This is a genomic window from Arthrobacter sp. 24S4-2, from assembly GCF_005280255.1.
Lineage (GTDB): Bacteria > Actinomycetota > Actinomycetes > Actinomycetales > Micrococcaceae > Arthrobacter.
The window spans coordinates 5,479,856-5,501,178 of record NZ_CP040018.1; the positions used below are offsets into that span (position 1 = coordinate 5,479,856).

Genomic DNA, 21,323 nt, shown 5'->3' on the forward strand with positions numbered 1-21,323 from the left:
TGCGTAGGGCAGGCACGGGTGCCTCCTGTCAGGAGTAAAGTGGGGTAATGGTCATGACATTACGCCCGCATCCTGTAAGGAGTCAAGATGGTTTTTGCCCCTGACACTGAAGTGGCCCTGCGCACCGTCGTCAGGCTGATCAACAGCGCGGCCAACGGAGAAGAGCATCTCGCCGCGGTGGGGGATTTGGACCGCTTCCTCCAGGAAGAAGGGTTCTCCGGCGCGAGGGCCCGGGACGCGGCCGAACTGGCCAGCGTCCATAAGCTCCGGGGCCAGCTCACGGAGCTCTGGACCATGGACGAGGACACGGCCGTGGATACGGTCAACCGCCTGCTCCGGGAAGCCAACGCGCTTCCGCAGCTCATCAAGCACGATGAATGGGACTGGCACCTGCACGCCACTACGCGGGAGGCCCCGCTGGCGGACAGAATGAGCACCGAGGCCGCGATGGCACTCGTGGATGTGATCCGCAGCAAGGAGATGGACCGGATGCTGGTGTGCGCAGCGGAGGATTGCGATGCCGTGGTCCTGGACCTCAGCCGGAACCGGTCCAAGCGCTACTGCGACACCGGGAACTGCGCCAACCGGGCGCACGTGGCGGCCTACCGGGCACGGAAGGCCGCCCCTAGGAGCGCGGGTCAGTAGTCGGCCGGGTTCTTAAAACGCCGTGTGAATTGCCGGGGTGCGGGAGGGGTGGCTGGAAGAATCGGGAGTATGAATTCCGGTTCCCAGGATGGCCTTTTTGATGAAGCTCTCGTGGAGCGGGTGGAGCGTTTTGATGACGGGATCGTTGAGGCCGGTGCTGGTGTGAAGAAGCGGTTCAAATCCTTTGAGCCGGACGCGGTGATGCTGGTCCCGCCGTCGCTGGATGAGTGGTTGCCGGGCAATCATCTGGCCCGGTTCATCGCTGATCTGGTGTCCCGGGAGCTGGATCTGTCCCGGTTCTACGGCTCGTATGGGAAGACGAAGGGCCAGCCGCCGTATGATCCGCGGTTGATGGTCCGGGTCCTGCTTTACGGTTACTGCGTCGGGGTGCGTTCCTCCCGGGAGTTGGAGCGGGCGTGCGTGGACGTGGTCGCGTTCCGTTGGCTGGCCGGGCAGCAGGCACCGGATTTCCGGTCCATCGGCCGGTTCCGCAAACGCCATCTCGCGGCGTTGGGGAACGTGTTCCTGCAGGCGCTGGAACTCTGCCGGGCCGCGGGCATGGTCTCCTTGGGCCGGGTTGCCCTGGACGGGACGAAGGTCCGGGCCAACGCGTCCCGGCGAAAGGCGATGAGCTACGGACGGCTGACCGAAAAACAGAGGATCCTCGCCGCGGAGGTCTCGGACATGCTCGCCGACGCCGAGGCCGTGGACAGGGAGGAGGATGCCCGGTTCGGGGCGGATACGCGCGGCGATGAGCTCCCGCCGGACCTGGCCGACCGGCAATCGCGGCTGGCGAAGATGGCCGCGGCCCGCAAACAGCTCGAAGAGGACGCGGCAGCCAAAGCACGCCAAGAGGCGGAGCAGAAAGCCCGGGACCGCGGCGATGACGACGGGGCGGCTGCGGCCAAGGGCGAGGAAGCCGCGGCCAAAGCGGAGGTCAGACCGAGGGCCCAGCGCAATTTCACGGACCCCGACTCCCGGATCATGAAGACCGCAGACGGCTCGTACCACTATTGCTACAACGCCCAGGCCGTGGTCGACGCGGACCATCAGGTCATCGTCGCCACCGATCTGAACAACACCGCGGTGGACGTGCAGCAACTGGTCCCGATGACCGAACGCACCGCCGAAACCCTGGGCCGGATGCCCGCCCAATGGACCATTGATGCCGGATATTGTTCAGCAGCCAACCTCGAACACGTGAAGGAAATCGAGGCCGCCGGCGGGACCGAGTTCTTCATCGCGACCGGCCGGCTCAAACACGGCGAAAAGGTTCCCGAGACGCCCCGGGGCAGGATCCCGGCCACCGCCACACTCCGGGAACGGATGGCGAGGAAACTCAAAACCAAGAAGGGCCGGGCCGTTTACGCGCGGCGCAAGGCGATCATCGAACCGGTCTTCGGCAAATCCACACCCGCCAGGGCAAACACGTACTCCTGCGCGGCCTCGAACAAGCCAAACACGAGTGGGAACTGATGGCAGGCTGTCACAACCTGCTGAAATTGTTCACTTTCAAAGCCAAAGCCGGTCTCAACGCCCCGGCCGGAGCCTAACCCACGGGCCAAGGCGGCCACGGCTGCCCGGCCATCAAGATGGCAACGTGTCACCGGTCAGTAGACAGGACCACCCCTGGATGACGGAAACCACTACCGCCCCACGCTCCTAGGACTGCGGCCGGTACGGACCTAGCGGGGGTCGTTGCCGGGCGTGGAATCCGGCGCAGCGGCGCCCTGGCTCTCCGGGCGCGGATTTCCGGAGCGCGGCGTTTCGGAGCGCGCGGAATGGCCCCCGTGGCCGGAGGACTTCCTGGAACTCAGGTTCACTCCGGAACCCTTGCCCAGGTGTTCGGCATTGTCCTTGTGGCTCATCGAAAGCATTGCTGCGATGACCAGTGTCACGATGAAGGCAATGCCGGCGCCGGTGAAGGCGAGGTCAAAGCGGGGCGACCGGGCGCTGCCGCCGGAGGCGAAGATCAGCACGGCGAAGAAGGCCAGCACCGCCCAGAACGCGGAGAACATGAGGGGGCCCTTGACCGAGGTCCGCAGTTTGCGCGGTTTTCCTGGTTTCTGGTGTGCCAAGGTGTTTCCTCCCGTGCAGCACGGCCGCGGCCGTGCCACTGTATTCAAGCGATTGTTCTACGCCGAGTAGAACCGTTCCCTACTAGTTTACGGCCTCGCTGGAAACCGGCCGCGCATCGTGCCGCAGGGTCAGTGCCGAGAGAATCCAGAGAACGCCGGAGATGATCGCCCCGCCGCCGGCAACGCCGAGGAGGGCATGCGCTCCAAGGCCGATAAAGAAGGGCAGCGCCAGGGCGGTGCTGAGGCCGATCACGCCGGATGCCAGCCAGTCACGGGACAGGATGCTGCGTCCGCGGTACAGGAATCCCAGATACAGTTCGGCAGCTCCGAGCAGGCCCAGGCCAAGGGCCGCAATGACGCCGAATACGAGTTCACTGCCGAGGAACACCACAGCCACTCCCGCGCCCGTCATCGCTGCCGCAGCGGCTGCCATGATCTTCCCGGCCGGAAGCTTGGCTGCTGCCGGGCCCAGCTTCCCGATTCCACGGATCAGCGTCACGCCGGTGGCAAGCAGGTAGAGCCCGCCGGCCCAGCCCATTCCCGATGCCGAAGGCGCCGCCCAGAACACAGTCACGGCACCGAACGCCAGGGCCACCAGGGCCCGTGTCAGTACTGGCTTCCACAGGTCCGCCGCGGGAGCGGGAAGGGCGGCGGGATCGGCAGGAGATGCGGGAAGGGTCACCCGTCCAGTTTAGTGCGCCGGGGAATCCGCGCGAACCGGGCCGGCTTTCGGGACTAAATAGGCACTCAGGAGGAGCCTGGGACCATCCACTTGTCGGTCCGTGCCCGGAGGCCCAGCGTCACCGCCCGGGCGCACATGTAGCCGAGCGAAAATGCCGCCCAGAGCCAGGCCAGCCCCGCCGCGCCGTCGGCACCCCAAACCCTGACCGCCAGCAGCAGCGGAAGGTACACCGCAAGATTTACGACGCCGGCAATCGCCAGGTACTTGGCGTCGCCCGCTCCGATGAGGACGCCGTCGAGGACGAACACGAAACCGGCCACCGGCTGACCGGCGGCGAGCACCCAAAGGGCGAGCGTCAGGGCGGACTGGACGCCGGCGTCGGACGTGAACAGGCCACCAGCCCAGGGGGCCGCGGCTGCAAGCAGCGCCCCCGTGGCCACTCCGAAGCCCGCGCCCCAGCGGATCATGGTCCGGGTCAGCTCGCGGACCTTGGCGGGATTGGCCGCCCCCAACTCCTTGCCGATCAGGGCCTGGGCCGCGATGGCCAGCGCGTCCAGGGCGAAGGCAAGGAACGTGAAGATGGTCATCGCCAGCTGGTGCGCCGCCAGGTTGACGGATCCCTGGGCCGTGACCACCAGCACCGTTGCGAGGATCGCGATGCGCAGGCTCAGCGTGCGCAGCATCAGCCAGGAGCCAACCCTGGTCATGGAGCGCACTCCCCGCCAGTCCGGCCGCAGCGATACCCCGTGGTTGCGGGCGTTGCGGCGGACGATTACCAGGTACACCAGCGCCATGGCCCACTGCGCGACACTCGTACCGACCGCCGAGCCCGTGACGGACCAATTGAGGCCATAGACCAGGATGAGGTTGAGAACAATGTTCAACGTGAAGCCCGCGGAGGCGACGACGAGCGGGGTGCGGGTGTCCTGCAGGCCGCGAAGCACGCCCGTGCCGGCGAAGATCAGCAGCATGGCCATGAGTCCGGGCATGGACCAGCGGAGATAGTCGACGGCGAACTGTCGGACCTCCCCGGAGGCACCCATCAGGTCAACGAGCAGCTCGGCCCCCACAAAACCCGCCGCTGCCAGCGCGAGACCCAGCACAATCGCCAGCCAGACGCCGTCCCGGCCTGCCGCCAGGGCCTTGGCAAGCTTGCCTTCGCCGATGGCCCTGGCCACCGCCGGCGTGGTGGAGTACGCAAGGAACACCATGAGGCCCACTGCCGTGTGGAGCACCGCCGACGCCAGCCCTACCCCAGCCAGCTGCGCAACCCCGAGATGGCCCACTATGGCGGAATCCGCCAGTAGGAAAAGCGGCTCGGCGATGAGGGCGCCGAACGCCGGCACTGCCAGGCGGAGGATCTCCCGGGCATTCCGGCTGGCGGGAACAACCCCGGTAGCCTCGCGTGATTCTGGCACAGGTTCAGCCTAACGGGAGAGACCTGTCACAAGCCGCCACAAATTGTTGACTCTTCAACTAATTCTTGGCAGTGTTAATGATTGAAGTTTCAATGGCGCGTTCCTCACCTTGCGCACGGCAATGTCCCCCGATCTCCTAAAAAGGCGAAACTCCCATGAACCAGTCCACACTGACCACCACAGCACTCACGATCCTGCGCGTCATAGCTGGGTTCCTCTTCGCAGCCCATGGCTGGCAGAAGTTCAACGAATTCACCATCGCCGGAACCCAGGCCTCGTTCGCCAAAATGGGCGTACCTGCCGCCGAACTGGCAGCCCCGGCTGTGGCCACCCTGGAGCTGATTGGCGGCGTCGCGCTGATCCTGGGCGTGCTCACCCGCGTCTTTGCCGCCCTCCTCGCGCTGGATATGCTCGGCGCGCTGTTCCTCGTTCACGCGTCCGCCGGGATATTCGCAGCTACGGGCGGCTATGAGCTGGTTCTGCTGCTTGCCGCCGGCGCCCTGGCACTTGCCCTGACCGGCGCGGGCAAGATAGCCGTGGATCAGGCGCTGTTCGGCCGCAGCGGCTCAAAGCTCGGTGCCCTCGCGTAGGCAGGCATACGCCGCTTACCAACCCAAAGCTCGGCGGCGGGCCGGTCACTTTAGGTGGCCGGCCCGCCGCCGCCTTCACTCATCCATGAATATTCTGCTCTGGGAATATTAACCGGAAACGCCGGTCAGTTCGTTGGGCACATGGGAAAGTTTCGCCGATTTGGTGACCTTACCGGAGGCCAGATCAACCGCGTGGATGCTGCGGCTTGCCGGCTCGGTCACATACGCGGTGGCCCCCTGCACAAAGAGTGTGGGGCGCGGGTCCTGCCACGTCTCCGGCTCCTCCCATGCCTCCACTACTGCGGTGGTGGAGATGATCTGCCCGGTGAGGGGGTCAATGGTCCGCAGTGCGCCGTCCGTGCCGAGCACCAGAGCCTCGCCGCCCGGCCCCCGGCCGAGCGAGCGGAAGGAGTAGCTCGCACCGAGCTCCACCAGCCGCAGGGTCCCCGCGTCCGTGTTCACGAGCGATACGCGGGTTGGCCGCTCCAGCGCCGCGTCCTTGTCGACTTTGTAGTCGCCCAGGACAACCGGTGATTTGGGCGAACCGGCCTGGTTTCCCATCCGGCCATAGGCGTCGGGGCTGGCCACCTTGGAAATGCGCCCGTCCCGGTAGATGAGCATGCCGTTTTCACACCCCACCACCACGGCACCGGGGCCCGCTGCCGCCTCGCCGTGTGCGCCCGGGCAGTCTTCATTTCGCAGCAGCTCTGTCCTGTCCTGGCCAGTTCCGGCCGCCAGGACGGCGATTCCCGATCTCGCCTCGTCATTGCCCAGGGTGACGAGCAATTTCCCTTCCTCCAGCGGCACCGCCACTCCATGATGGGCTTCCGGAGCGGTGTAGATGTCCGTTGCGGGAACGGTGCCCCCGGCTGCATCTTCCAGCCCGGCGGGGTCGAAGATCTCCACCATTCCCGACCCGTCGCTGAACAGGGCCGTTTTGCCGGCATGCGCCACGGCATGGCCGGAGTTGCTGGCCTCGAAGGCACCGTTCGTGAGCGCCGGCCGGACGGCATAGGAGTGGCCATGATCGCCGTGCTTTTCCGTCCAGGCGCCGGCGTCAAAAACCCTGAAGGCATCCCCCGTGGACACCAGCACATGCCTGCCGTCACCCGCGGGGTTCAGGCGGTTGAAGCCGGGGAGCCCCGTTTCCGCCACCACGGAAAGCGTGGTGGCATCGAGCACGGTGATGCCTTCGGCGTGGGTCAGCACCAATCTGGGCGCCGGCGCCTGAACCTCCCGGGGAGAGGAGCTATCAGCCGGCTTCGCAGGTGTTTGCGTGCCGCGGGCAGGGGCGCATCCGCTGAGCAGGAGCACAGCGGATGCCATCGACGCCACGAGGGACAGGGCACGGGCTCCAACCGGAAAACCGCGCCGGAACCCCGCCAGCCGGCCCTGGGATGAACCTTTGAAACGGGATGGGGGCAGGAAACGCGTCGGGATACTGCTTTGGATCGACATAATCTAAATGATAGTCATTCTCAATTAGACGGCAAGTCCATGTCTTCTCATCCCGGCCGGACGATTCACGCTCGGCTACCCCGCATATGGCGGGTGGGCCGGCGTTTGTGTCATTCCGACCCGCCGGTACACCGCGTCATCAGTAAACTCTCAGCATGAGCGAGACTGCCGCCAATTCAGTGACCCTCCGCTTCCTTGCGGCCCCCACGGACGTCGGCCACAGCGGCTCCGTTGACGCCGGGACAGTGCTTGAGTGGGTTGACAAGGCCGCCTACGCCGCTGCCGTCGGATGGGCCAAGTCCTACTGTGTGACGGCGTATGTGGGCAACATCCACTTTGCCGATCCGGTCAACAGCGGGGACATGGTGGAAGTCACCGCCACGATTGTCTACACCGGCCGGTCCTCGATGCATATCCGCACTGTGGTGTCCTCCGGCGACCCCAAAGGCGGGCCTGCCACCATGCGCAGCCAGTGCATGGTGATCTTCGTGGCAGTCGGCCCGGACGGGAAGCCGGTCCCGGTCACGCCGTTCGAGCCCGCCACTCCGGAGGAAATCGAACAGCGCGACCACGCGCTGGCGCGGATCAAGGTCCGCGAAGACATCGTCCAGGCCATGAGCGCGCAGGAATACACCGACGCCGGCACCGCCGAGCGCGTTGTCCTGCGGTTCATGGCTGCCCCCACCGACGTGAACTGGGGAGGCAAGGTGCACGGCGGGATCGTCATGAAATGGATCGACGAGGCCGCCTATGTGTGCGCTTCCCGGTACAGCGGCAAGGACACCGTGGCCGTGTTTTCCGGCGGCGTCCGCTTCTACCGCCCGCTCCTTATCGGGCATGTGGTGGAAGTGGAGGCGCGGCTGGTGTACACAGGCACCAAAGGGATGCACATTGCCGTGCACGTCCGTTCCGGGGACCCCAAGGGCCGGGAAATGAACCTCACCACCTACTGCCTGACCGTTATGGTGGCCCGCGACACTGCCGGCAACTCCGTGCCTATTCCGCCCTGGGTTCCGGTCTCCGAGGAGGACAAGCGCCTGCACGCCCACGCCCGCGAACTGCTGGAAATCAGGGGAAGGGCGCCCGGAAACAGGCTGCCTAACCACCTGATGTCGACCGGCGGACAACCTTAGTCAGCCGGGGCCGTTCGGAGCCATCGGCCGGAACCAACACGGCAACGGCGTCGCGTTTAGAAGCCGCCGCCTCCGGCGTCGGCCGCCATGTTGGCAAAGCGCGAATAGTGCCCCTGGAACGCCACAACGATGTCCTTGGTGGGGCCGTTTCGGTGCTTTGCAATCAGGATGTCGGCTTCTCCTGCACGCGGCGACTCCTTGTCGTACACGTCTTCGCGGTGGAGCAGAATAACCATGTCCGCGTCCTGCTCGATGGAACCCGACTCACGGAGGTCCGAGACCATGGGCCGTTTGTCCTGGCGCTGCTCGGAACCACGGTTCAGCTGCGAAAGGGCGATCACGGGCACCTGGAGTTCCTTGGCCAGCAGTTTCAAGGCGCGGGAGAACTCGGAGACTTCCTGCTGGCGCGACTCCACCTTCTTGCCGGAGCTCATGAGCTGCAGGTAGTCGAGGATAACCAGCTTGAGGTCATGCTGCTGCTTCAGCCGGCGGCACTTGGCCCGGATTTCCATCAGGGACATGTTGGGGCTGTCGTCAATGAACAGCGGGGCGTCGTTCATGCGTCCCATCGTGGTGGCGATCTTGGACCATTGCTCGTCCTTGATCGTACCCTTGCGGAGATCCTGCAACCCGATGGTTGCCTCCGCGGAGAGGAGGCGCATGGCGATCTCGTTCCGGCCCATTTCCAGGGAGAACATAACGGTGGCCAGATTGTTCTTGATGGCCGCCGAGCGGGCAAAATCCAGCGCGAACGTGGACTTACCCACGGCCGGGCGGGCGGCAATGACGATCATCTGCCCCGGGTGGAGGCCGTGCGTCAGCTCGTCCAGTTCGTAAAAACCGGTGGGCACGCCCGTCATCCCTTCACCACGGTGTCCGGAGGCCTCGATTTCATCCACCGTGGATTCCATGACGTCTTTGAGGACCACGTAGTCCTCGGCCGTGCGACGCTCGGCAACGGCATAGATCTCGGCCTGGGCCTGGTTGACGAGATCTTCGACCTCGCCGTCTGAGCCGTAGCCCAGCTGGACGATCTTGGTGCCGGCGTTGACCAGCCGCCGCAGGACCGCACGCTCGGCAACGATTTCCGCGTAGTACCCGGCGTTGGCCGCCGTGGGGACGGTCTGGATGAGCTCGTGCAGGTAGGCCGGTCCGCCGATCCTGTTGATCTCTCCGCGCTTGGTGAGTTCATCAGATACCGTGACGGCGTCCGCTGGTTCGCCGCGGCCATAGAGGTCAATGACGGCTTCGTAAATGGTCTCGTGGGCAGGACGGTAGAAGTCCTGGCCACGAAGGATTTCAACGACATCGGCAATGGCGTCCTTGGACAGCATCATGCCGCCGAGCACTGACTGCTCCGCAGGAATGTCCTGGGGTGGCTTGCGGCTGCCTTCGGAACCCCGGGTGCCTTCGATTGCGTCCAGGTGCGTTACTGACAAAGCTGCCGTCCTCCGTTGTGTACCGCGGCGGTTTCCGATTGCCGGCGGTGCGTGTGCCATCTGCCTTGGGTTGCCTCGCGCAGCGGAAACCCGCTGCGCGGCAGGACTAGTCTTACCAGCCGGCACTGACAGTCTTCGGGCGCCGGCAGAGTGCCGACGACCGCCCTTCCGGCCATCAATCCGGTTATCCCCAGCTTGCGGAGGTTATCCACAACTGAGCGCCAGCGACGGTTCCCGGGGGCCCGGAAAAGGGTCTTTCCGGACAATGGAAACTAGGTACTTGCGCCCCAAAAACAGGTATCCCGCTACGTTAGTACCCGTTGCTCTGGCCACCAAGCCCACATACATGCACAGCTGTGGATAAGTTGTGGATTAAGGGCCCCTGCTTGTGCACAGCCTGTGTGGCTACCTGTGGAAACAAAAAAACTTTGACCCTTAATATGGCCCTGACCTGCGGAAACGCTCGAAATTCCATGTGGATGAAAGATTCTTTTAAGGAACGTTCATCCACAGCTTTCAGGTTGGCACTGGGGATACTGGCCAGTACGACGGCCCGACGTGACGGAAAATATACTGCTGTTGTGATGTACGCCACGAATACGGCACCGAATTGACGCGGTCCGGATCAGGCGGTATGCGCGGTCCAGAATATGCTGTGGATAACAGCGAACTGGCATAAGCTCTATTCATGGGCGATGTACTGATAGTCATACTGCCTGCCCTCATCTTGGCGGCAGTGATCTGGGCGATCTCGACGGCCCTCAAACCGCGGAACACCGGCATCTCGGACGCGGAGCGCTATCAGCTGGAACTGGCCATCCGTTCGCAAGCCCACTACGCCTCCCAGGTAAAGGCAGCCACGGAAGCACGGGCACGGGTTGATGCGGCTACGCGGCCCAGCCAGAACGAGCAGCAACAGTCGCAGCAGGCTGACCATGCGCGGGCGGCGCTGCATGCCCAGGCCGGGTCAGGTCCGGGCGTTGGAACCCACGGCTACCAGGGTCCGGTCCTCCCCGGCGGCCAGCTGAACCCGCAATTTGCGCTGCAGCTGCAATCCATGGCCCGCAACGGCCAGAAACTCCAGGCCATCAGGATGCTGCGGCAAGCCACGCATTCAGATCTCCTGACCGCCAAGAATTATGTAGATCGGCTGTAGTAATGGAATCGCTAGTGATCCCCGTTCTAATCCTGCTCGCCGCGGGAGCGGGCGTTCTGTTGGTTGCCCGCGTCATGGGGCGCCGCGCCGCCGGCCGCAGGGCAGGCGGCCACACGCCGCCAGCCGATCCGGTGGAGCTGGCCCGGGCCGCAGCGGCCCGGCTCACCGAAGACGAACACCGGCGCCTGTATGCCCTGATCGCCCAAGGCCAGGCCATGGCCGCCATCAAGCTGTACTACGAGGCCTCAGGCGAGGGCCTGCGGGCCTCCCGTGACGCCGTTGGCGCCCTGGCAGCCCACCCCCAACCGTTTCGCCCAGCAGCCCCTGAGGCCCCGGAGCCGGACGACGACGACACCCCCGAGCGATTCCCCTACCGTTACCGGGCCATCGCCAGCAAGGGCGACGTCACCCGCGAGGTCAGCAGCAACATGCTGAACGACGAAATCTACGGCAGGATCCGCACGCTGGCCCGGAGCGGCGACATTGAGGCCGCGGCAACGGCCCTGACAAAACACTCCGATATTTCCATGAAGCAGGCCAGGGAATTCATCGCGTTGCTCGACGACTGAGTCTTCAGCCCGGGCGGTCGCCCTGAGCCGGGCGGAGGGCTGGCGGCGCTCCCGCGTCAGCTCCTACTGCCCCGCGGTCAGCGGCTGTTCGCGATTCCGGCGAGTAGCTGTTCGAACGGCAGGGACTCCGCAATGTCCGCTTTCGGCCGTGGCCGCGCAGCCTCCAGCAGGGCGGCGAACTCACCCGCTGCCCGGTCGATCCGCACCGAAAGGGGCGAACCGCCGTCGTCCGCGTTGCCCCAGTCCTGGGGGCCGGCGAAGACTCCGGTGGCGGCAATGCGCGTCCGGAGGTAGCTGAACAGGGGACGCATCGCGTAGTCCAGGACCATCTGGTGGCGGTCCGTGCCGCCGGTAGCGCCGAGCAGGACAGCCTTGCCATCCAGGGACTTGGGGTCAAGCACGTCGATGAAGGACTTGAAGAGGCCGCTGTAGGAAGCACTGAAGACAGGCGTGACGGCGATGATGCCGTCCGAGTCCTCTACGCCGGCAATCACGTCGGCGAGGCGCGGCGCCGCATAGCCCGTCACGAAATTATTGGCAATGTCCACCGCAAGGTCACGGAGTTCCACAACGTCCACGGTCACTACATAGCCGGCTGCGGCCAGTCGCTGTTCGGCTGCCACCGCCAGTTGGTCAGCCAGAAGCCTGCTCGACGACGGGACGCCGAGTCCGGCGGAAAGGACGGTTATGCGGCGGGTTTCCACGGTATTCTCCTGAAGGTCAGCGTTAAATCCAGAGTACATGCGTTTGCATCTACCTACTAAACCGGCCGGCTGCGGTGTTTATTCCGGCGCTCCAGGAACGGCTGCGTGGTCATGCTGACAAGACGGGCAGCGTCTGCCAGACTGCCGTCATGGCGGAAAACAAGACCCAGGCAACCGAGGCCTCCGTCGGGGAATTCCTGGAGGGCGTGGAGAATCCTGCGCGCCGACGCGATGGCCTGCGGCTACTGGAGCTCATGAAGGAAAACACCGGAGAGGCCGCCGTGATGTGGGGTCCCAGCATCGTGGGTTTCGGCAGCTACCACTACCGGTACGAGAGCGGCCGTGAGGGCGACACTGTGGCTGTTGGGTTCTCACCGCGCAAGGGGAGCCTTTCGCTGTATGGACTCACCTACGCGCCCGAGGCGGCGGAGCTCCTGCCGCGGCTCGGGAAGCATACGATCGGCGCCGGGTGTCTGTACATCAGCAAATTGACGGATGTGGATGAGGCGGTCCTGGCCGAGCTCATCCGGGCCGGTCACCGGCATTCCACCACCGTGATGCACCAGGGCTAGGCGCCCGGAGAAAACCTCTGCGTTAAGCGCAAAAAGCCCCCGCGGTCGGTTCCGAAGAGGAATCCGAAAGCGGGGGCCTTCAGCAGTTCAGGACTGCGTAGTGCTCTGGCGAAGCGCCGGAGGGACTACTTGCCTGCGACTACGTCGAGTTCGATCACAGCGGCAACGTCGTCGTGCAGACGAACGTTGGCCTGGTAGGAACCGACCGACTTGATGTGTGCCGGCAGTTCAACCTTGCGCTTGTCGATGCGGCCAAGGCCAGCGGCCTCAACAGCGTCGGCCACATCGCCCTGCTTGACGGTGCCGAACAGGCGTCCGGTCTCGCCAGCCTTGACGACGAGCTTGACCGGCTTGGCGGAGAGTGCAGCAGCCTGCTTCTGAGCGTCTTCCAGGGAAGCGTGCTCGCGGGCAACGCGGGCAGCCTTGATGGACTCAACCTGCTTCTCGCCGCCCTTGGACCAGGTCAGAGCGAAACCGCGGGGCAGCAGGTAGTTACGTGCGTAACCGTCCTTGACCTCGACAACGTCGCCAGCAGCACCGAGACCGGTTACTTCGTGGGTCAGAATGAGCTTTGCCATGTTAGTTAATCCCTTCCTTAGCCGCGGCCAGCGCCGGAGTAAGGCAGCAGAGCAACTTCGCGGGCGTTCTTGATTGCCTGGGCGATCTTGCGCTGTTCCTGCACCGTGACGCCAGTGACGCGACGGGCGCGGATCTTTCCGCGGTCGGAGATGAACTTGCGCAGCAATGCTACGTCCTTGTAGTCGATGACGGTGATGTCAGCGGCCTTCAAGGGGTTGGACTTTGGTTTGGGCTTACGGAGTTCAGCCTTAGCCATCGTGGAGCTCCTATTCTAGGGAGCCCGTGGATATTGATCCACGGGATGGTGGTGGTCCGACGGCGGCACTCACCCGGGAGCCGTGAGGCATCCCGGCGGGTTCCGGCGCCGGACCTGAATTATTGGTTAGAAGGGAGGTTCGGAATCCGGGCCGTTGCCCCAGCCGCCGCCCGCATTGCTGACTCCGGGCGTTGCCCAAGGGTCTTCCTGCGCTGCGGGCTGGTTGCCGCCCCATGTTCCGCCGGTGTTGCCGCCCTGGTTTGCACCTTGGCCGCCACCGAAGCCACCGCCGCTGTTGCCGCCGCCGAAGCCACCCTGTCCACCCTGACCGCCGGAGCGCTGGGTGCGGTTGACCTTGGCGTTGGCGTAACGCAGGCTCGGGCCGATTTCATCGACTTCGAGCTCGATAACAGTGCGCTTTTCGCCTTCTTTGGTTTCGTAGGAACGGCTCTTCAAACGGCCGGAAACGATAACCCGCATGCCCTTAGTCAGGGATTCTGCAACGTTCTCGGCTGCTTCACGCCATACCGACGCGCGGAGGAACAGGGTTTCCCCGTCCTTCCACTCATTGGACTGACGATCGAAGGTGCGGGGCGTAGAAGCGATGGTGAAATTCGCTACTGCCGAACCTGACGGTGTGAACCTCAGTTCGGGGTCATTGGTGAGATTACCGATGACCGTAATAGTGGTTTCGCCTGCCATCTACTGCCTCCTTGTTCGTTCCTGCGGGGTGAAGATTGAATGCCGGGAGCTGAAATTACTCAGCAACGACCTTCTGCTCTTCGGGGCGGGTGATCTTGGTGCGCATGATGGTCTCATTGAGACTCAGCTGGCGGTCAAGTTCCTTGGCGGTGTCCGGCTTGGCGGTGAAGTTCACCACTGCGTAGATACCTTCAGTCTTCTTCTTGATTTCGTAAGCCAGGCGACGACGGCCCCAGATGTCAACCTTTTCGATGGTTCCACCATCGTTGGTGATGACGTTCAGGAACTTCTGAAGCGTTGGCTCAACGGTACGCTCTTCGACCTCGGGGTCGATGATTACCATCAATTCGTAAGGACGCATATGTGAACCCACCTCCTTTGGGCTAAGCGGTTACGGCATTTCCGTAACAGGAGGTTCATTTGCGGTGCCGTGCACGTACGGCCACCAAAACGGAGGCAGGACGCAGCACAGACTTCAATATCCTAGTGCATTTGGGCCGGTTTCGGCGATTCGTGTCCCGTTCAGGCTAGTCCGCGGCGGCGGCGGACGGAATCACCCCCACGGGCTATGTGGAAAACCGGGCACGAAAGCCCGGCACGGCCTGTTCGCTTGGCTAGAGTACGAGGCATGGACACCACCCCCCACACCACAAGGATCAAACGCAGCCGGCTGCGGTTTCTTGCCATGGTTGCGGCAGGCCTCGCGGCCTCGGCGGGCACCGGACTGTCCGGACACTGGGTCGAGGCGCCGGCAGTCGGATGGGGCAGCGCGGCATTGGTCTATGTTGCCTGGGTGTGGCTCGTGGTGGGAAGGCTCGGGCCGGCCGGAACCCGTGCGCACGCGACGTCCGAGGATCCGTCCAGAAGGACAACGGACCTGCTGATCCTGGTGGCCAACGTTGCCAGCCTGGCCGCTGTAGCCGCGGTTGTGGTGGATTCCCATCGGGCGGACGGTGGCTCGCAATTGAGCGGCGGCATGCTGGCCCTCGCTTGCGTGGCCGTGTCCTGGATTCTGGTGCAAACATTGTTCACGCTGCGCTACGCCGAGCTCTACTACAGCACGGGGAAACGCGGCGGACACGAGGTAGGCGGCATAGATTTCAACCAGGACCGGCCGCCACAGTACACCGACTTCGCCTATCTGGCCACGAGTCTTGGTATGACGTACCAGGTGTCTGACACCAATCTGCAGAACCACCTCATCAGGGCCGAGGCCCTCAAGCACAGCCTCCTGTCCTACCTCTTCGGCACAGTCATCCTGGCCACCACCATCAACCTGGTGATCGGACTCGCGTAGGGACCGGGTGTTCCAACGGGAGGAACACTCGATTTTTACGCACCCGGTACCTGTTTATCGCGGAACGCTAGTGACCTGGTTCAACGCAAGTTATATTTGCATCAACATGGCACCAGTTGGTCGGGAATTCCACTCCAGATAGAGCGGACTCGGGCTCTCCTTTGAGAATCACTGATGCATGACACATGAATACGTCAGCCTAAACTCCACTTTTTTGAAGCAACAATTTAAAGCGTAGTTAATGGGCGGACCCTGGGGAATGGAATGGGGCCCGATGGTTCTGTTCGGCCGAGAACAAGAAATGGAACGCGTCCTCGCTGTTGTACGGGATCCGCGAGATTCCGCTTTGGCAATTATAGGCGGCCATGGAATTGGGAAATCATCGGTACTTGCGGGGATTCCGAATTTACACAACTACAAAACGGTCCTGCTCCGAGTCAATTCTTCGGAATCCGGCTGGCCCTTATCCGGCCTGACCGCCGTTCTCAACGGCCTTGATGACCCTGCACTGAGCCAGATCCTCGGCAAATTTAACGACCCCTCCGCCGAAGGTGCTGACTTTTCAGCCATATCGTCGATGCTCCTTTCCGCGCTACACGACCGATCCGCGCCCAGGACCGTCATTGCGGTTGATGATGCCGATCAAATGGATTCGGCCAGCCGGGTCGTCATCGGATTCTTAGCCCGACGTCTTGCGAGTACAGGAATCGTCCTGATCACAAGCATGCGAAAAGAGGAATACGAAAGTCCGCTTGCAGGGTTACCAACACTTCATTTATCCAACCTCAGCCACGGCAACACCGTGAAAATGCTCGAGGCAATTCCGGGCGCGACAATAAGCACGGCTGCAATTCATGCCGTGGCAACAGCTACCCAAGGGGTGCCGCTGGCATCCATTGAACTCCATAAAGAGTTGGTTCAGCGCCAACTGCAAGGCAAGTACGCAATGCCGATTCCCCTGCATTGGAAAGGGAGTTTCGAATCCGACCTTGAATTATCGGTGGTTGGCCTTTCATCATGCGCCAGGCAGGCACTGGATCTGCTGTCCCTTTCCTACCGCAGCAGCATTGATGTTCTGGAAGAACTACCCGTTGATTTGCGGCCCGGAGTTGATGAGATTATTGCGGCCGGCGTCGCGGTCCATTCGGGATCATACGTCCGAATCCAGAATCAAATGCTTCGCGCGCATGTCTTCTCTGCGATGTCACCCGAAGCGCGGTTGGCCAATCATCGGTTGTTGGCTGACGCTGCGGCAACCAAGGATCCACTCGCGTGGCCGTGGCACGTGAGCCACACCGCGGCGCGGCGGGACACGTCGTTCGGACTGCTCCGCTTCGCCGTTGAGTTAGTGCGGGCCGAGGAAACCGAATTCGCCGTCGAATACATCGAACGCGCTCTTACTATCAACCCTTGGGAGGCCGAGACAGCGGCCCGGTTGACGACTATTGCCGAGGTGCTTTTCAGCAGGGGTGAGTTCGTCCACGCGAAACGTTACCTCGACTGGGCACAGAGTATCGCCAGAAGCCGAGCCCTGACGCTGCGCCTTACCGGGCTTGATTTCCAGATCGAACTGATGCGGGGCAACTCTGTGAGACCGAGTATGGTGCTGCGGCTGGTCAAGGAGTTCGGGCACCATGATCCGGCCTTTTCAGCATGCCTCTTGTCCATCGCAGCCCTGTATGTGTCGGAGCACTGGGAACTTGGGGAGGCGCACCATCTTCTACAGCACGCGGAACCATTTCTCGGCGATGCTTCCGGCGAAACCCTGGCAGTCAACAGACGCGCGCAGCTGTTGGCGGCGGCGGTCGGGGGGACATCACGGGAGTCTCCCGGACGGCAGACGGTTCCGGCAACAACTCTGCGGCATCGCTGCTTCTAAAGGGCCGTGCCCTCACATACTCGGAAAACTACGAGGGAGCGCGGGACCTCTTTGCAATTGTCCGGAACCTCAGCGCCGTCAGCGATGCGAACTGGAAGGAGTCGGCTCGCTATTTTGCTGCCGACAATGAGATCCGCTCCGGAAACTTCCGCTCGGCGATCGCCCTTGTTGACGAAATTGCCCGTTCCGAATCCAGCCAGAAATACCACAAGGGAATGCGGATCATTCTCCTCCTCTGGAGGGCTCATGCCGTAGGCGATGAGCCGGAAGCTCAGTCATGCCTTGCGGAAGCCCAACGTTTCGCCGCGGCCGGCGCCCAGGCCCCATTGGCGGCCCGCATCGCTGCGTGCCAGGGACAGTTTGCTCTGATGCGCGGCGAACTCGCCGAAGCATATGCACAACTGAACCGGGCTTCTGAGCTCGGATTGGGCTTTTCCAACCCTGCCCTTTTGCGTTCGGAGCCCGACCTTGTGGAAGTACTCGTAAGGCTTGGTCATCACCGCGAGGCTGTCCAGGCCCTGACACGGCTGGAGCACCGGTCCTCCGGGCTGAGATCCCGGTGGTTGCAGATGACGATTTCCCGCTCACGCGCCTTAGTCACGGATGGTGAACATTCACTTGAACTCTTCGCCCGTTCCTTAGAGGCGTGGACGAGATACGACTCCGTGTTCGAGCGGGCCAGGACGCACCTCTGTTATGGCGAACGACTGAAGACATTTGGTCGGCTCAAGGAAGCCAAGGACTCATTCCTGAGAGCCAAGGCGCTCTTCGAAGAAACGGGGGCGGCGGCGTGGACCCAGCGTGTGGACGCGCTGCTCTTCGACGGCCGAGTCGGGGATATGCCGGAGATCCAAAACCCGGCGCTCCTGCTGCTCTCAGACCACGAGCGCGAACTCGCTCAGATGGTGGCCCGGGGCCGGCGGAACAAGGAAATAGCGGCATCCCTGTACGTGTCCGTTCGGACAGTTGAAGTTCGACTCACGGGTATCTACAGGAAGTTGGGAGTGCAGTCACGCTCACAGCTGACGTCCCTGGTGACCGTCAGGGAACCGCTCCGGGCGGGAGAACTCGTCCGCACAACATCACCGGTTTCCGTATGAACACCGGCGTCCCGCGGGATTCCCGCAGTTTCCGCAGACTTCCCGCGCGTCGACCGCATGAAGTTCTCTATTCGCGTTCTCCGTCCGGTGTGAGGGCTAGCTTTTATATGCGGGCATGCACCAAAGAGGGGCAGGCAGCCCGAACGGATCCAACCGCGGCTTCGAACCGCGTTGCTTCAGCGAACGAGGGGGGAGCAATGCCGAATGTTCCATTGGCCGATCCCGTTTGGGCCGCTGACGGCAGCACGCGAGATTCCGCTCGCAGGAAGTTTCTCCCCGGTGCGGCCAGCAGAAGGACGGCCTTTTCCAGGTTCAATCCGCCCGCCTTTGGACGGATTGCCGGGTCTGTTGCTGCACAACGGACCTACGAACAGGGACTGGCGGCATCTGGACCCGACGGAACCCGGGTTCTGATGCCGCCAGTCGCCGTCGTCGTAGCAACGAGCCAGGACGACGGGACCAGCATCAAACGGAGAGAACAGAGCTGCATGCCGGCCGCCGGCCCACGAAGAATCGCGTTCGGGGAAAGAAAGAATGACATGAGTTCACTAATAGATCCCTACTGTGCAGCGGCTCAGAGACGTGCCCGCCCAAATCCACCATTGAGCAATGCCAGGACCGTGCCAGAGGCGGCCCGTACTGTGTTCCGCCCGCCCAGTGACGCCGCGATCTCGGGCGCTCCTGACGGCTCCTTGGCAGTATCGGGTGGGTGACCACGTGAGCGAACTCTTGCTGATTGCCGCCAGCGGCCTTGGCCGCGAAGTACTTGTCTCAGTTCGCAGCAGCGGACAGTACGACATCGTCGGCTTCCTTGACGACAATGAGGAATTATGCGGAATTGACGTGGATGGCGCCCCGGTTCTGGGGCCCATCAGCGACGCACCCAAGTACAAGCACGCCTTCGTTCTGGTTTGCATTGGTTCCGGCCGGGCCCGGAAGGCGGTGGTGGACCGATTGACTGCGATGGGGATTTCAGCAACACGTTATGCCACAGTCATTGATCCTTCAGTGCGCACACCGGAGGAATCTCGGGTTGGACGCGGCAGCATCCTGCTGCAGAACGTGACCCTGACCGCTTCCGTGACTCTGGGTTCCCACGTAGTTGCCATGCCAGGAGTCACCTTCACGCATGACGACGACGTGGCGGATTTTGCGACGTTCGACGCCGGAGCCTCCCTCGGCGGCGGCGTGCGGATTGGACGAGCAGCCTACCTCGGCATGAATTCCAGCGTCCGGGAACGGACGTCGATTGGCGCCTACGCAACAATCGGCATGGGCGCCGCAGTGCTAAGCAACGTCCCCGAAGGCGAGACTTGGGTCGGCGTCCCGGCGCACCCCATCGACCGCGACAGGTTCGACAGGATGGCGGCAGCGCAGTGAAACGCGCTACGAGTGGGGGAGGCTAGCCGACATGAACTCGGTTCAGACGATCGGCCGCCCGACATTGGTGCTACTGCGTGACAGTCCATTTGAGGGAGCCGGGTGCCCACGATGAAGGAGTCCGGGGCGCCCACCGCCGCCCTTCTCAAAGAGGACTCCGCCTCAACGGGTCACCGGAAAGGCGCCGGGGCGAGCGCCGCTCTGGGCTGGAGCCTGCTCAATACCGGCGTGGCCAAACTAGGTACGCTCGGTATCGGAATCGTGCTCGCGCGGCTCCTCGGTCCGGGTTCCTACGGCACATTCGCCGTGGCCATGGTCGCACTACTGGCGGTACTGACGTTCAACGAACTGGGAGTAAGCCTCGCCATAGTCCGCTGGCCTTGCGATCCGGCGGCAATCGCTCCAACCGTCACAACGATATCCATCCTCGGCAGCGTCCTCTTCTGTCTGGGAGGCCTGGCCGGCGCCCCTTCGTTTGCGGCGGCTATGGGCGACCCCGGGGCGACCGAAGTCGTCCGGGTCATGGTGTGTTGCGTTCTGGTGAGCGGCGTCGTCGCGACTCCGGCGGCGCTCATGCAACGCGGGTTCGACCAGAAGACCAAGATGGTCATTGACCAGGTAAACGTGTGGGTCGGCGCCACGGTATCAGTGGTCCTGGCCCTTGCCGGGCTCGGTGCCATGAGCCTTGCAATCGGCCGGCTCGCAGGAACAGTGGTCTCGGGACTTCTCTTCGTCACCAAGTCACCACTCCCTTTCCGGATGGGATGGGACCGGAGCGTGTTGATGCCGTTGCTACGGTTCGGGTTGCCGTTGGGGGGAGCCAGCGTCATTGTCTTCTGTGTGGGTTACCTGGATCAGCTAGTTACAGGAAACCTGCTCGGGTCCACCATGCTCGGCCTGTACGTGCTGGCCTTCAATCTGGCGAGCTGGCCTGTGACCGTCTTCTCACAGCCGCTCCGAAGCGTCGCACCTGCGGTTTTGGCTCGTCTTCAGCACGATCCCGCCAGCATGCAAGCAGCCATGACAGCCCTGCTGGGCGTGCTGACTTCCATCACCCTTCCTATGGTGGTTCTGCTGGCCACAGTATCCGGACCGATTGTTCGGTTCGTTTACGGCGAACCGTGGGCCGCGGCCGCCGCGGCCCTGTACTGGCTGGCACTGCTGGCCGGTTTCCGCATCCTCTTTGAACTCATCTATGACTATCTGGTGGTCGTCGGCATGACCGGCTCAATAATGTCTACCCAGTTGTGCTGGCTTGTCGCCCTTGTTCCGGCCTTGCTTCTCGGAGCGGGGGAGGGATCGCCGGCGTGGCAATGGCGCAGTTGCTCGTTGTGGCCGTGGTGGTCCTCCCGATCTATCTCTGGCGGCTCAATTCAGCCGGAGTACGCCTGCGGCACGTCGCACGGCAGGTCGCGCTGCCCATCGTGGGCTCGGCAGTGCTTCTGATTGGTAACGGATTCCTCGATGGCGCCCGTTTGCCAATTCCGCTTGGCCTGATCATTTCCTCCGTCGCTGCCCTGGCAATCACGGCAGGGCTGCTGTGGCTAAAGAGGGCAGAAGTGGCCATGCTGAGGCTCATAGGGAAGCGTGGACGCCTTGATGGACGTTGAAGACAACCGAAACGTCTTCACTGGCCTTGCTCAGGAGGCCGTGTCGCTCGTCGCTTCAGGTTCGTGGGAGGACGCC

Annotated in this window: 21 protein-coding genes and 1 pseudogene; 12 read left to right on the forward strand and 10 right to left on the reverse strand. The window is 63.2% G+C overall.

Annotation, left to right across the window (positions count from 1 at the left end):
- Positions 1-87 precede the first annotated feature (87 nt).
- Both FCN77_RS25425 and FCN77_RS25430 read left to right on the forward strand, forming a co-directional pair.
- The gene (locus FCN77_RS25425; RefSeq protein ID WP_137324515.1) at positions 88-645 is read left to right on the forward strand and encodes a CGNR zinc finger domain-containing protein; all 558 of its coding nucleotides are present in this window, start codon (positions 88-90) and stop codon (positions 643-645) included.
- Positions 646-714: 69 nt separating this feature from the next.
- Positions 715-2,198 (forward strand): annotated as a pseudogene (locus tag FCN77_RS25430) (IS1182 family transposase).
- Between the two features lie 132 nt (positions 2,199-2,330).
- Here FCN77_RS25430 and FCN77_RS25435 read toward each other — a convergent pair.
- From FCN77_RS25435 to FCN77_RS25445, 3 genes are all read right to left on the reverse strand, one after another.
- On the reverse strand, positions 2,331-2,723 hold the full coding sequence (locus tag FCN77_RS25435) for a hypothetical protein (RefSeq protein ID WP_254678759.1): 393 nt from the start codon (positions 2,721-2,723) through the stop codon (positions 2,331-2,333).
- Positions 2,724-2,805: 82 nt separating this feature from the next.
- Positions 2,806-3,405 (reverse strand): hypothetical protein, encoded by a 600-nt coding sequence (locus FCN77_RS25440; protein ID WP_175417394.1) that lies wholly within the window; start codon positions 3,403-3,405, stop codon positions 2,806-2,808.
- Between the two features lie 65 nt (positions 3,406-3,470).
- The gene (locus FCN77_RS25445; RefSeq protein WP_137324516.1) at positions 3,471-4,823 is read right to left on the reverse strand and encodes an MATE family efflux transporter; all 1,353 of its coding nucleotides are present in this window, start codon (positions 4,821-4,823) and stop codon (positions 3,471-3,473) included.
- A gap of 155 nt (positions 4,824-4,978) precedes the next feature.
- Between FCN77_RS25445 and FCN77_RS25450 the strand changes: the two genes are divergently transcribed.
- Positions 4,979-5,413 carry a DoxX family protein gene (locus FCN77_RS25450; protein ID WP_137324517.1) on the forward strand — a complete coding sequence of 145 codons (435 nt, stop codon included), beginning with the start codon at positions 4,979-4,981 and terminating at the stop codon, positions 5,411-5,413.
- Positions 5,414-5,521: 108 nt separating this feature from the next.
- Here FCN77_RS25450 and aztD read toward each other — a convergent pair whose 3' ends face one another.
- Positions 5,522-6,622 (reverse strand): zinc metallochaperone AztD, encoded by a 1,101-nt coding sequence (gene aztD / locus FCN77_RS25455; protein ID WP_254679067.1) that lies wholly within the window; start codon positions 6,620-6,622, stop codon positions 5,522-5,524.
- A 404-nt stretch (positions 6,623-7,026) separates the two neighbouring features.
- Here aztD and FCN77_RS25460 point away from each other — a divergent pair, with 404 nt between their 5' ends.
- The gene (locus tag FCN77_RS25460; protein ID WP_137324518.1) at positions 7,027-8,004 is read left to right on the forward strand and encodes an acyl-CoA thioesterase; all 978 of its coding nucleotides are present in this window, start codon (positions 7,027-7,029) and stop codon (positions 8,002-8,004) included.
- A 56-nt stretch (positions 8,005-8,060) separates the two neighbouring features.
- On the opposite strand, the gene dnaB is transcribed toward FCN77_RS25460, so the two are convergent.
- Complete coding sequence (dnaB, locus tag FCN77_RS25465) at positions 8,061-9,443, reverse strand: replicative DNA helicase (protein WP_137324519.1); 1,383 nt, start codon at positions 9,441-9,443, stop codon at positions 8,061-8,063.
- Positions 9,444-10,131: 688 nt separating this feature from the next.
- Between dnaB and FCN77_RS25470 the strand changes: the two genes are divergently transcribed.
- Together FCN77_RS25470 and FCN77_RS25475 are read left to right on the forward strand one after the other, a co-directional pair.
- On the forward strand, positions 10,132-10,599 hold the full coding sequence (locus FCN77_RS25470) for a hypothetical protein (protein WP_137324520.1): 468 nt from the start codon (positions 10,132-10,134) through the stop codon (positions 10,597-10,599).
- A gap of 2 nt (positions 10,600-10,601) precedes the next feature.
- On the forward strand, positions 10,602-11,168 hold the full coding sequence (locus tag FCN77_RS25475; RefSeq protein WP_137324521.1) for a hypothetical protein: 567 nt from the start codon (positions 10,602-10,604) through the stop codon (positions 11,166-11,168).
- A 77-nt stretch (positions 11,169-11,245) separates the two neighbouring features.
- Here FCN77_RS25475 and FCN77_RS25480 read toward each other — a convergent pair whose 3' ends face one another.
- A complete protein-coding gene (locus FCN77_RS25480; protein WP_137324522.1) occupies positions 11,246-11,872 on the reverse strand; it encodes an FMN reductase in 627 nt (208 codons plus the stop codon).
- Positions 11,873-12,021: 149 nt separating this feature from the next.
- Between FCN77_RS25480 and FCN77_RS25485 the strand changes: the two genes are divergently transcribed.
- Positions 12,022-12,444: a DUF1801 domain-containing protein gene (locus tag FCN77_RS25485; protein WP_137324523.1), complete on the forward strand. Its 423-nt coding sequence runs from the start codon at positions 12,022-12,024 to the stop codon at positions 12,442-12,444.
- A 125-nt stretch (positions 12,445-12,569) separates the two neighbouring features.
- Here the strand turns inward: FCN77_RS25485 and rplI are convergent, their stop codons facing one another.
- From rplI to rpsF, 4 genes are all read right to left on the reverse strand, one after another.
- The gene (rplI, locus tag FCN77_RS25490) at positions 12,570-13,022 is read right to left on the reverse strand and encodes a 50S ribosomal protein L9 (protein WP_137324524.1); all 453 of its coding nucleotides are present in this window, start codon (positions 13,020-13,022) and stop codon (positions 12,570-12,572) included.
- A gap of 17 nt (positions 13,023-13,039) precedes the next feature.
- Positions 13,040-13,279 (reverse strand): 30S ribosomal protein S18, encoded by a 240-nt coding sequence (gene rpsR, locus FCN77_RS25495; protein WP_003800144.1) that lies wholly within the window; start codon positions 13,277-13,279, stop codon positions 13,040-13,042.
- 126 nt (positions 13,280-13,405) lie between these two features.
- Positions 13,406-13,981, reverse strand: coding sequence for a single-stranded DNA-binding protein (locus tag FCN77_RS25500; RefSeq protein WP_018775330.1), 576 nt, complete (start codon positions 13,979-13,981; stop codon positions 13,406-13,408).
- A 55-nt stretch (positions 13,982-14,036) separates the two neighbouring features.
- Complete coding sequence (gene rpsF / locus FCN77_RS25505; RefSeq protein WP_137324525.1) at positions 14,037-14,342, reverse strand: 30S ribosomal protein S6; 306 nt, start codon at positions 14,340-14,342, stop codon at positions 14,037-14,039.
- 267 nt (positions 14,343-14,609) lie between these two features.
- Between rpsF and FCN77_RS25510 the strand changes: the two genes are divergently transcribed.
- From FCN77_RS25510 to FCN77_RS25525, 5 genes are all read left to right on the forward strand, one after another.
- Entirely contained in the window at positions 14,610-15,278 is a 669-nt protein-coding gene (locus tag FCN77_RS25510; protein ID WP_137324526.1) for a DUF1345 domain-containing protein, read from the forward strand.
- 274 nt (positions 15,279-15,552) lie between these two features.
- Positions 15,553-17,157, forward strand: a complete 1,605-nt coding sequence (locus FCN77_RS27310) for an ATP-binding protein (RefSeq protein WP_254678760.1) — start codon at positions 15,553-15,555, stop codon at positions 17,155-17,157.
- A gap of 368 nt (positions 17,158-17,525) precedes the next feature.
- A complete protein-coding gene (locus tag FCN77_RS27315; RefSeq protein ID WP_254678761.1) occupies positions 17,526-18,257 on the forward strand; it encodes a LuxR C-terminal-related transcriptional regulator in 732 nt (243 codons plus the stop codon).
- 717 nt (positions 18,258-18,974) lie between these two features.
- Positions 18,975-19,637 (forward strand): acetyltransferase, encoded by a 663-nt coding sequence (locus tag FCN77_RS25520; RefSeq protein ID WP_137324527.1) that lies wholly within the window; start codon positions 18,975-18,977, stop codon positions 19,635-19,637.
- Between the two features lie 111 nt (positions 19,638-19,748).
- Positions 19,749-21,083 (forward strand): oligosaccharide flippase family protein, encoded by a 1,335-nt coding sequence (locus FCN77_RS25525; RefSeq protein WP_254679068.1) that lies wholly within the window; start codon positions 19,749-19,751, stop codon positions 21,081-21,083.
- Positions 21,084-21,323: the final 240 nt, after the last annotated feature.

What these genes read in the sequence shown, in the direction of transcription:
- FCN77_RS25425 (WP_137324515.1), top strand. Translation starts at nt 88, where the DNA reads ATGGTTTTTGCCCCTGACACTGAAGTGGCCCTGCGCACCGTCGTCAGG.
- FCN77_RS25450 (WP_137324517.1), top strand. Translation starts at nt 4,979, where the DNA reads ATGAACCAGTCCACACTGACCACCACAGCACTCACGATCCTGCGCGTC.
- FCN77_RS25460 (WP_137324518.1), top strand. Translation starts at nt 7,027, where the DNA reads ATGAGCGAGACTGCCGCCAATTCAGTGACCCTCCGCTTCCTTGCGGCC.
- FCN77_RS25470 (WP_137324520.1), top strand. Translation starts at nt 10,132, where the DNA reads ATGGGCGATGTACTGATAGTCATACTGCCTGCCCTCATCTTGGCGGCA.
- FCN77_RS25475 (WP_137324521.1), top strand. Translation starts at nt 10,602, where the DNA reads ATGGAATCGCTAGTGATCCCCGTTCTAATCCTGCTCGCCGCGGGAGCG.
- FCN77_RS25485 (WP_137324523.1), top strand. Translation starts at nt 12,022, where the DNA reads ATGGCGGAAAACAAGACCCAGGCAACCGAGGCCTCCGTCGGGGAATTC.
- rplI (WP_137324524.1), bottom strand. Translation starts at nt 13,022, where the DNA reads ATGGCAAAGCTCATTCTGACCCACGAAGTAACCGGTCTCGGTGCTGCT.
- rpsR (WP_003800144.1), bottom strand. Translation starts at nt 13,279, where the DNA reads ATGGCTAAGGCTGAACTCCGTAAGCCCAAACCAAAGTCCAACCCCTTG.
- FCN77_RS25500 (WP_018775330.1), bottom strand. Translation starts at nt 13,981, where the DNA reads ATGGCAGGCGAAACCACTATTACGGTCATCGGTAATCTCACCAATGAC.
- rpsF (WP_137324525.1), bottom strand. Translation starts at nt 14,342, where the DNA reads ATGCGTCCTTACGAATTGATGGTAATCATCGACCCCGAGGTCGAAGAG.
- FCN77_RS25510 (WP_137324526.1), top strand. Translation starts at nt 14,610, where the DNA reads ATGGACACCACCCCCCACACCACAAGGATCAAACGCAGCCGGCTGCGG.
- FCN77_RS27310 (WP_254678760.1), top strand. Translation starts at nt 15,553, where the DNA reads ATGGTTCTGTTCGGCCGAGAACAAGAAATGGAACGCGTCCTCGCTGTT.
- FCN77_RS27315 (WP_254678761.1), top strand. Translation starts at nt 17,526, where the DNA reads ATGCGCGGCGAACTCGCCGAAGCATATGCACAACTGAACCGGGCTTCT.
- FCN77_RS25525 (WP_254679068.1), top strand. Translation starts at nt 19,749, where the DNA reads ATGAAGGAGTCCGGGGCGCCCACCGCCGCCCTTCTCAAAGAGGACTCC.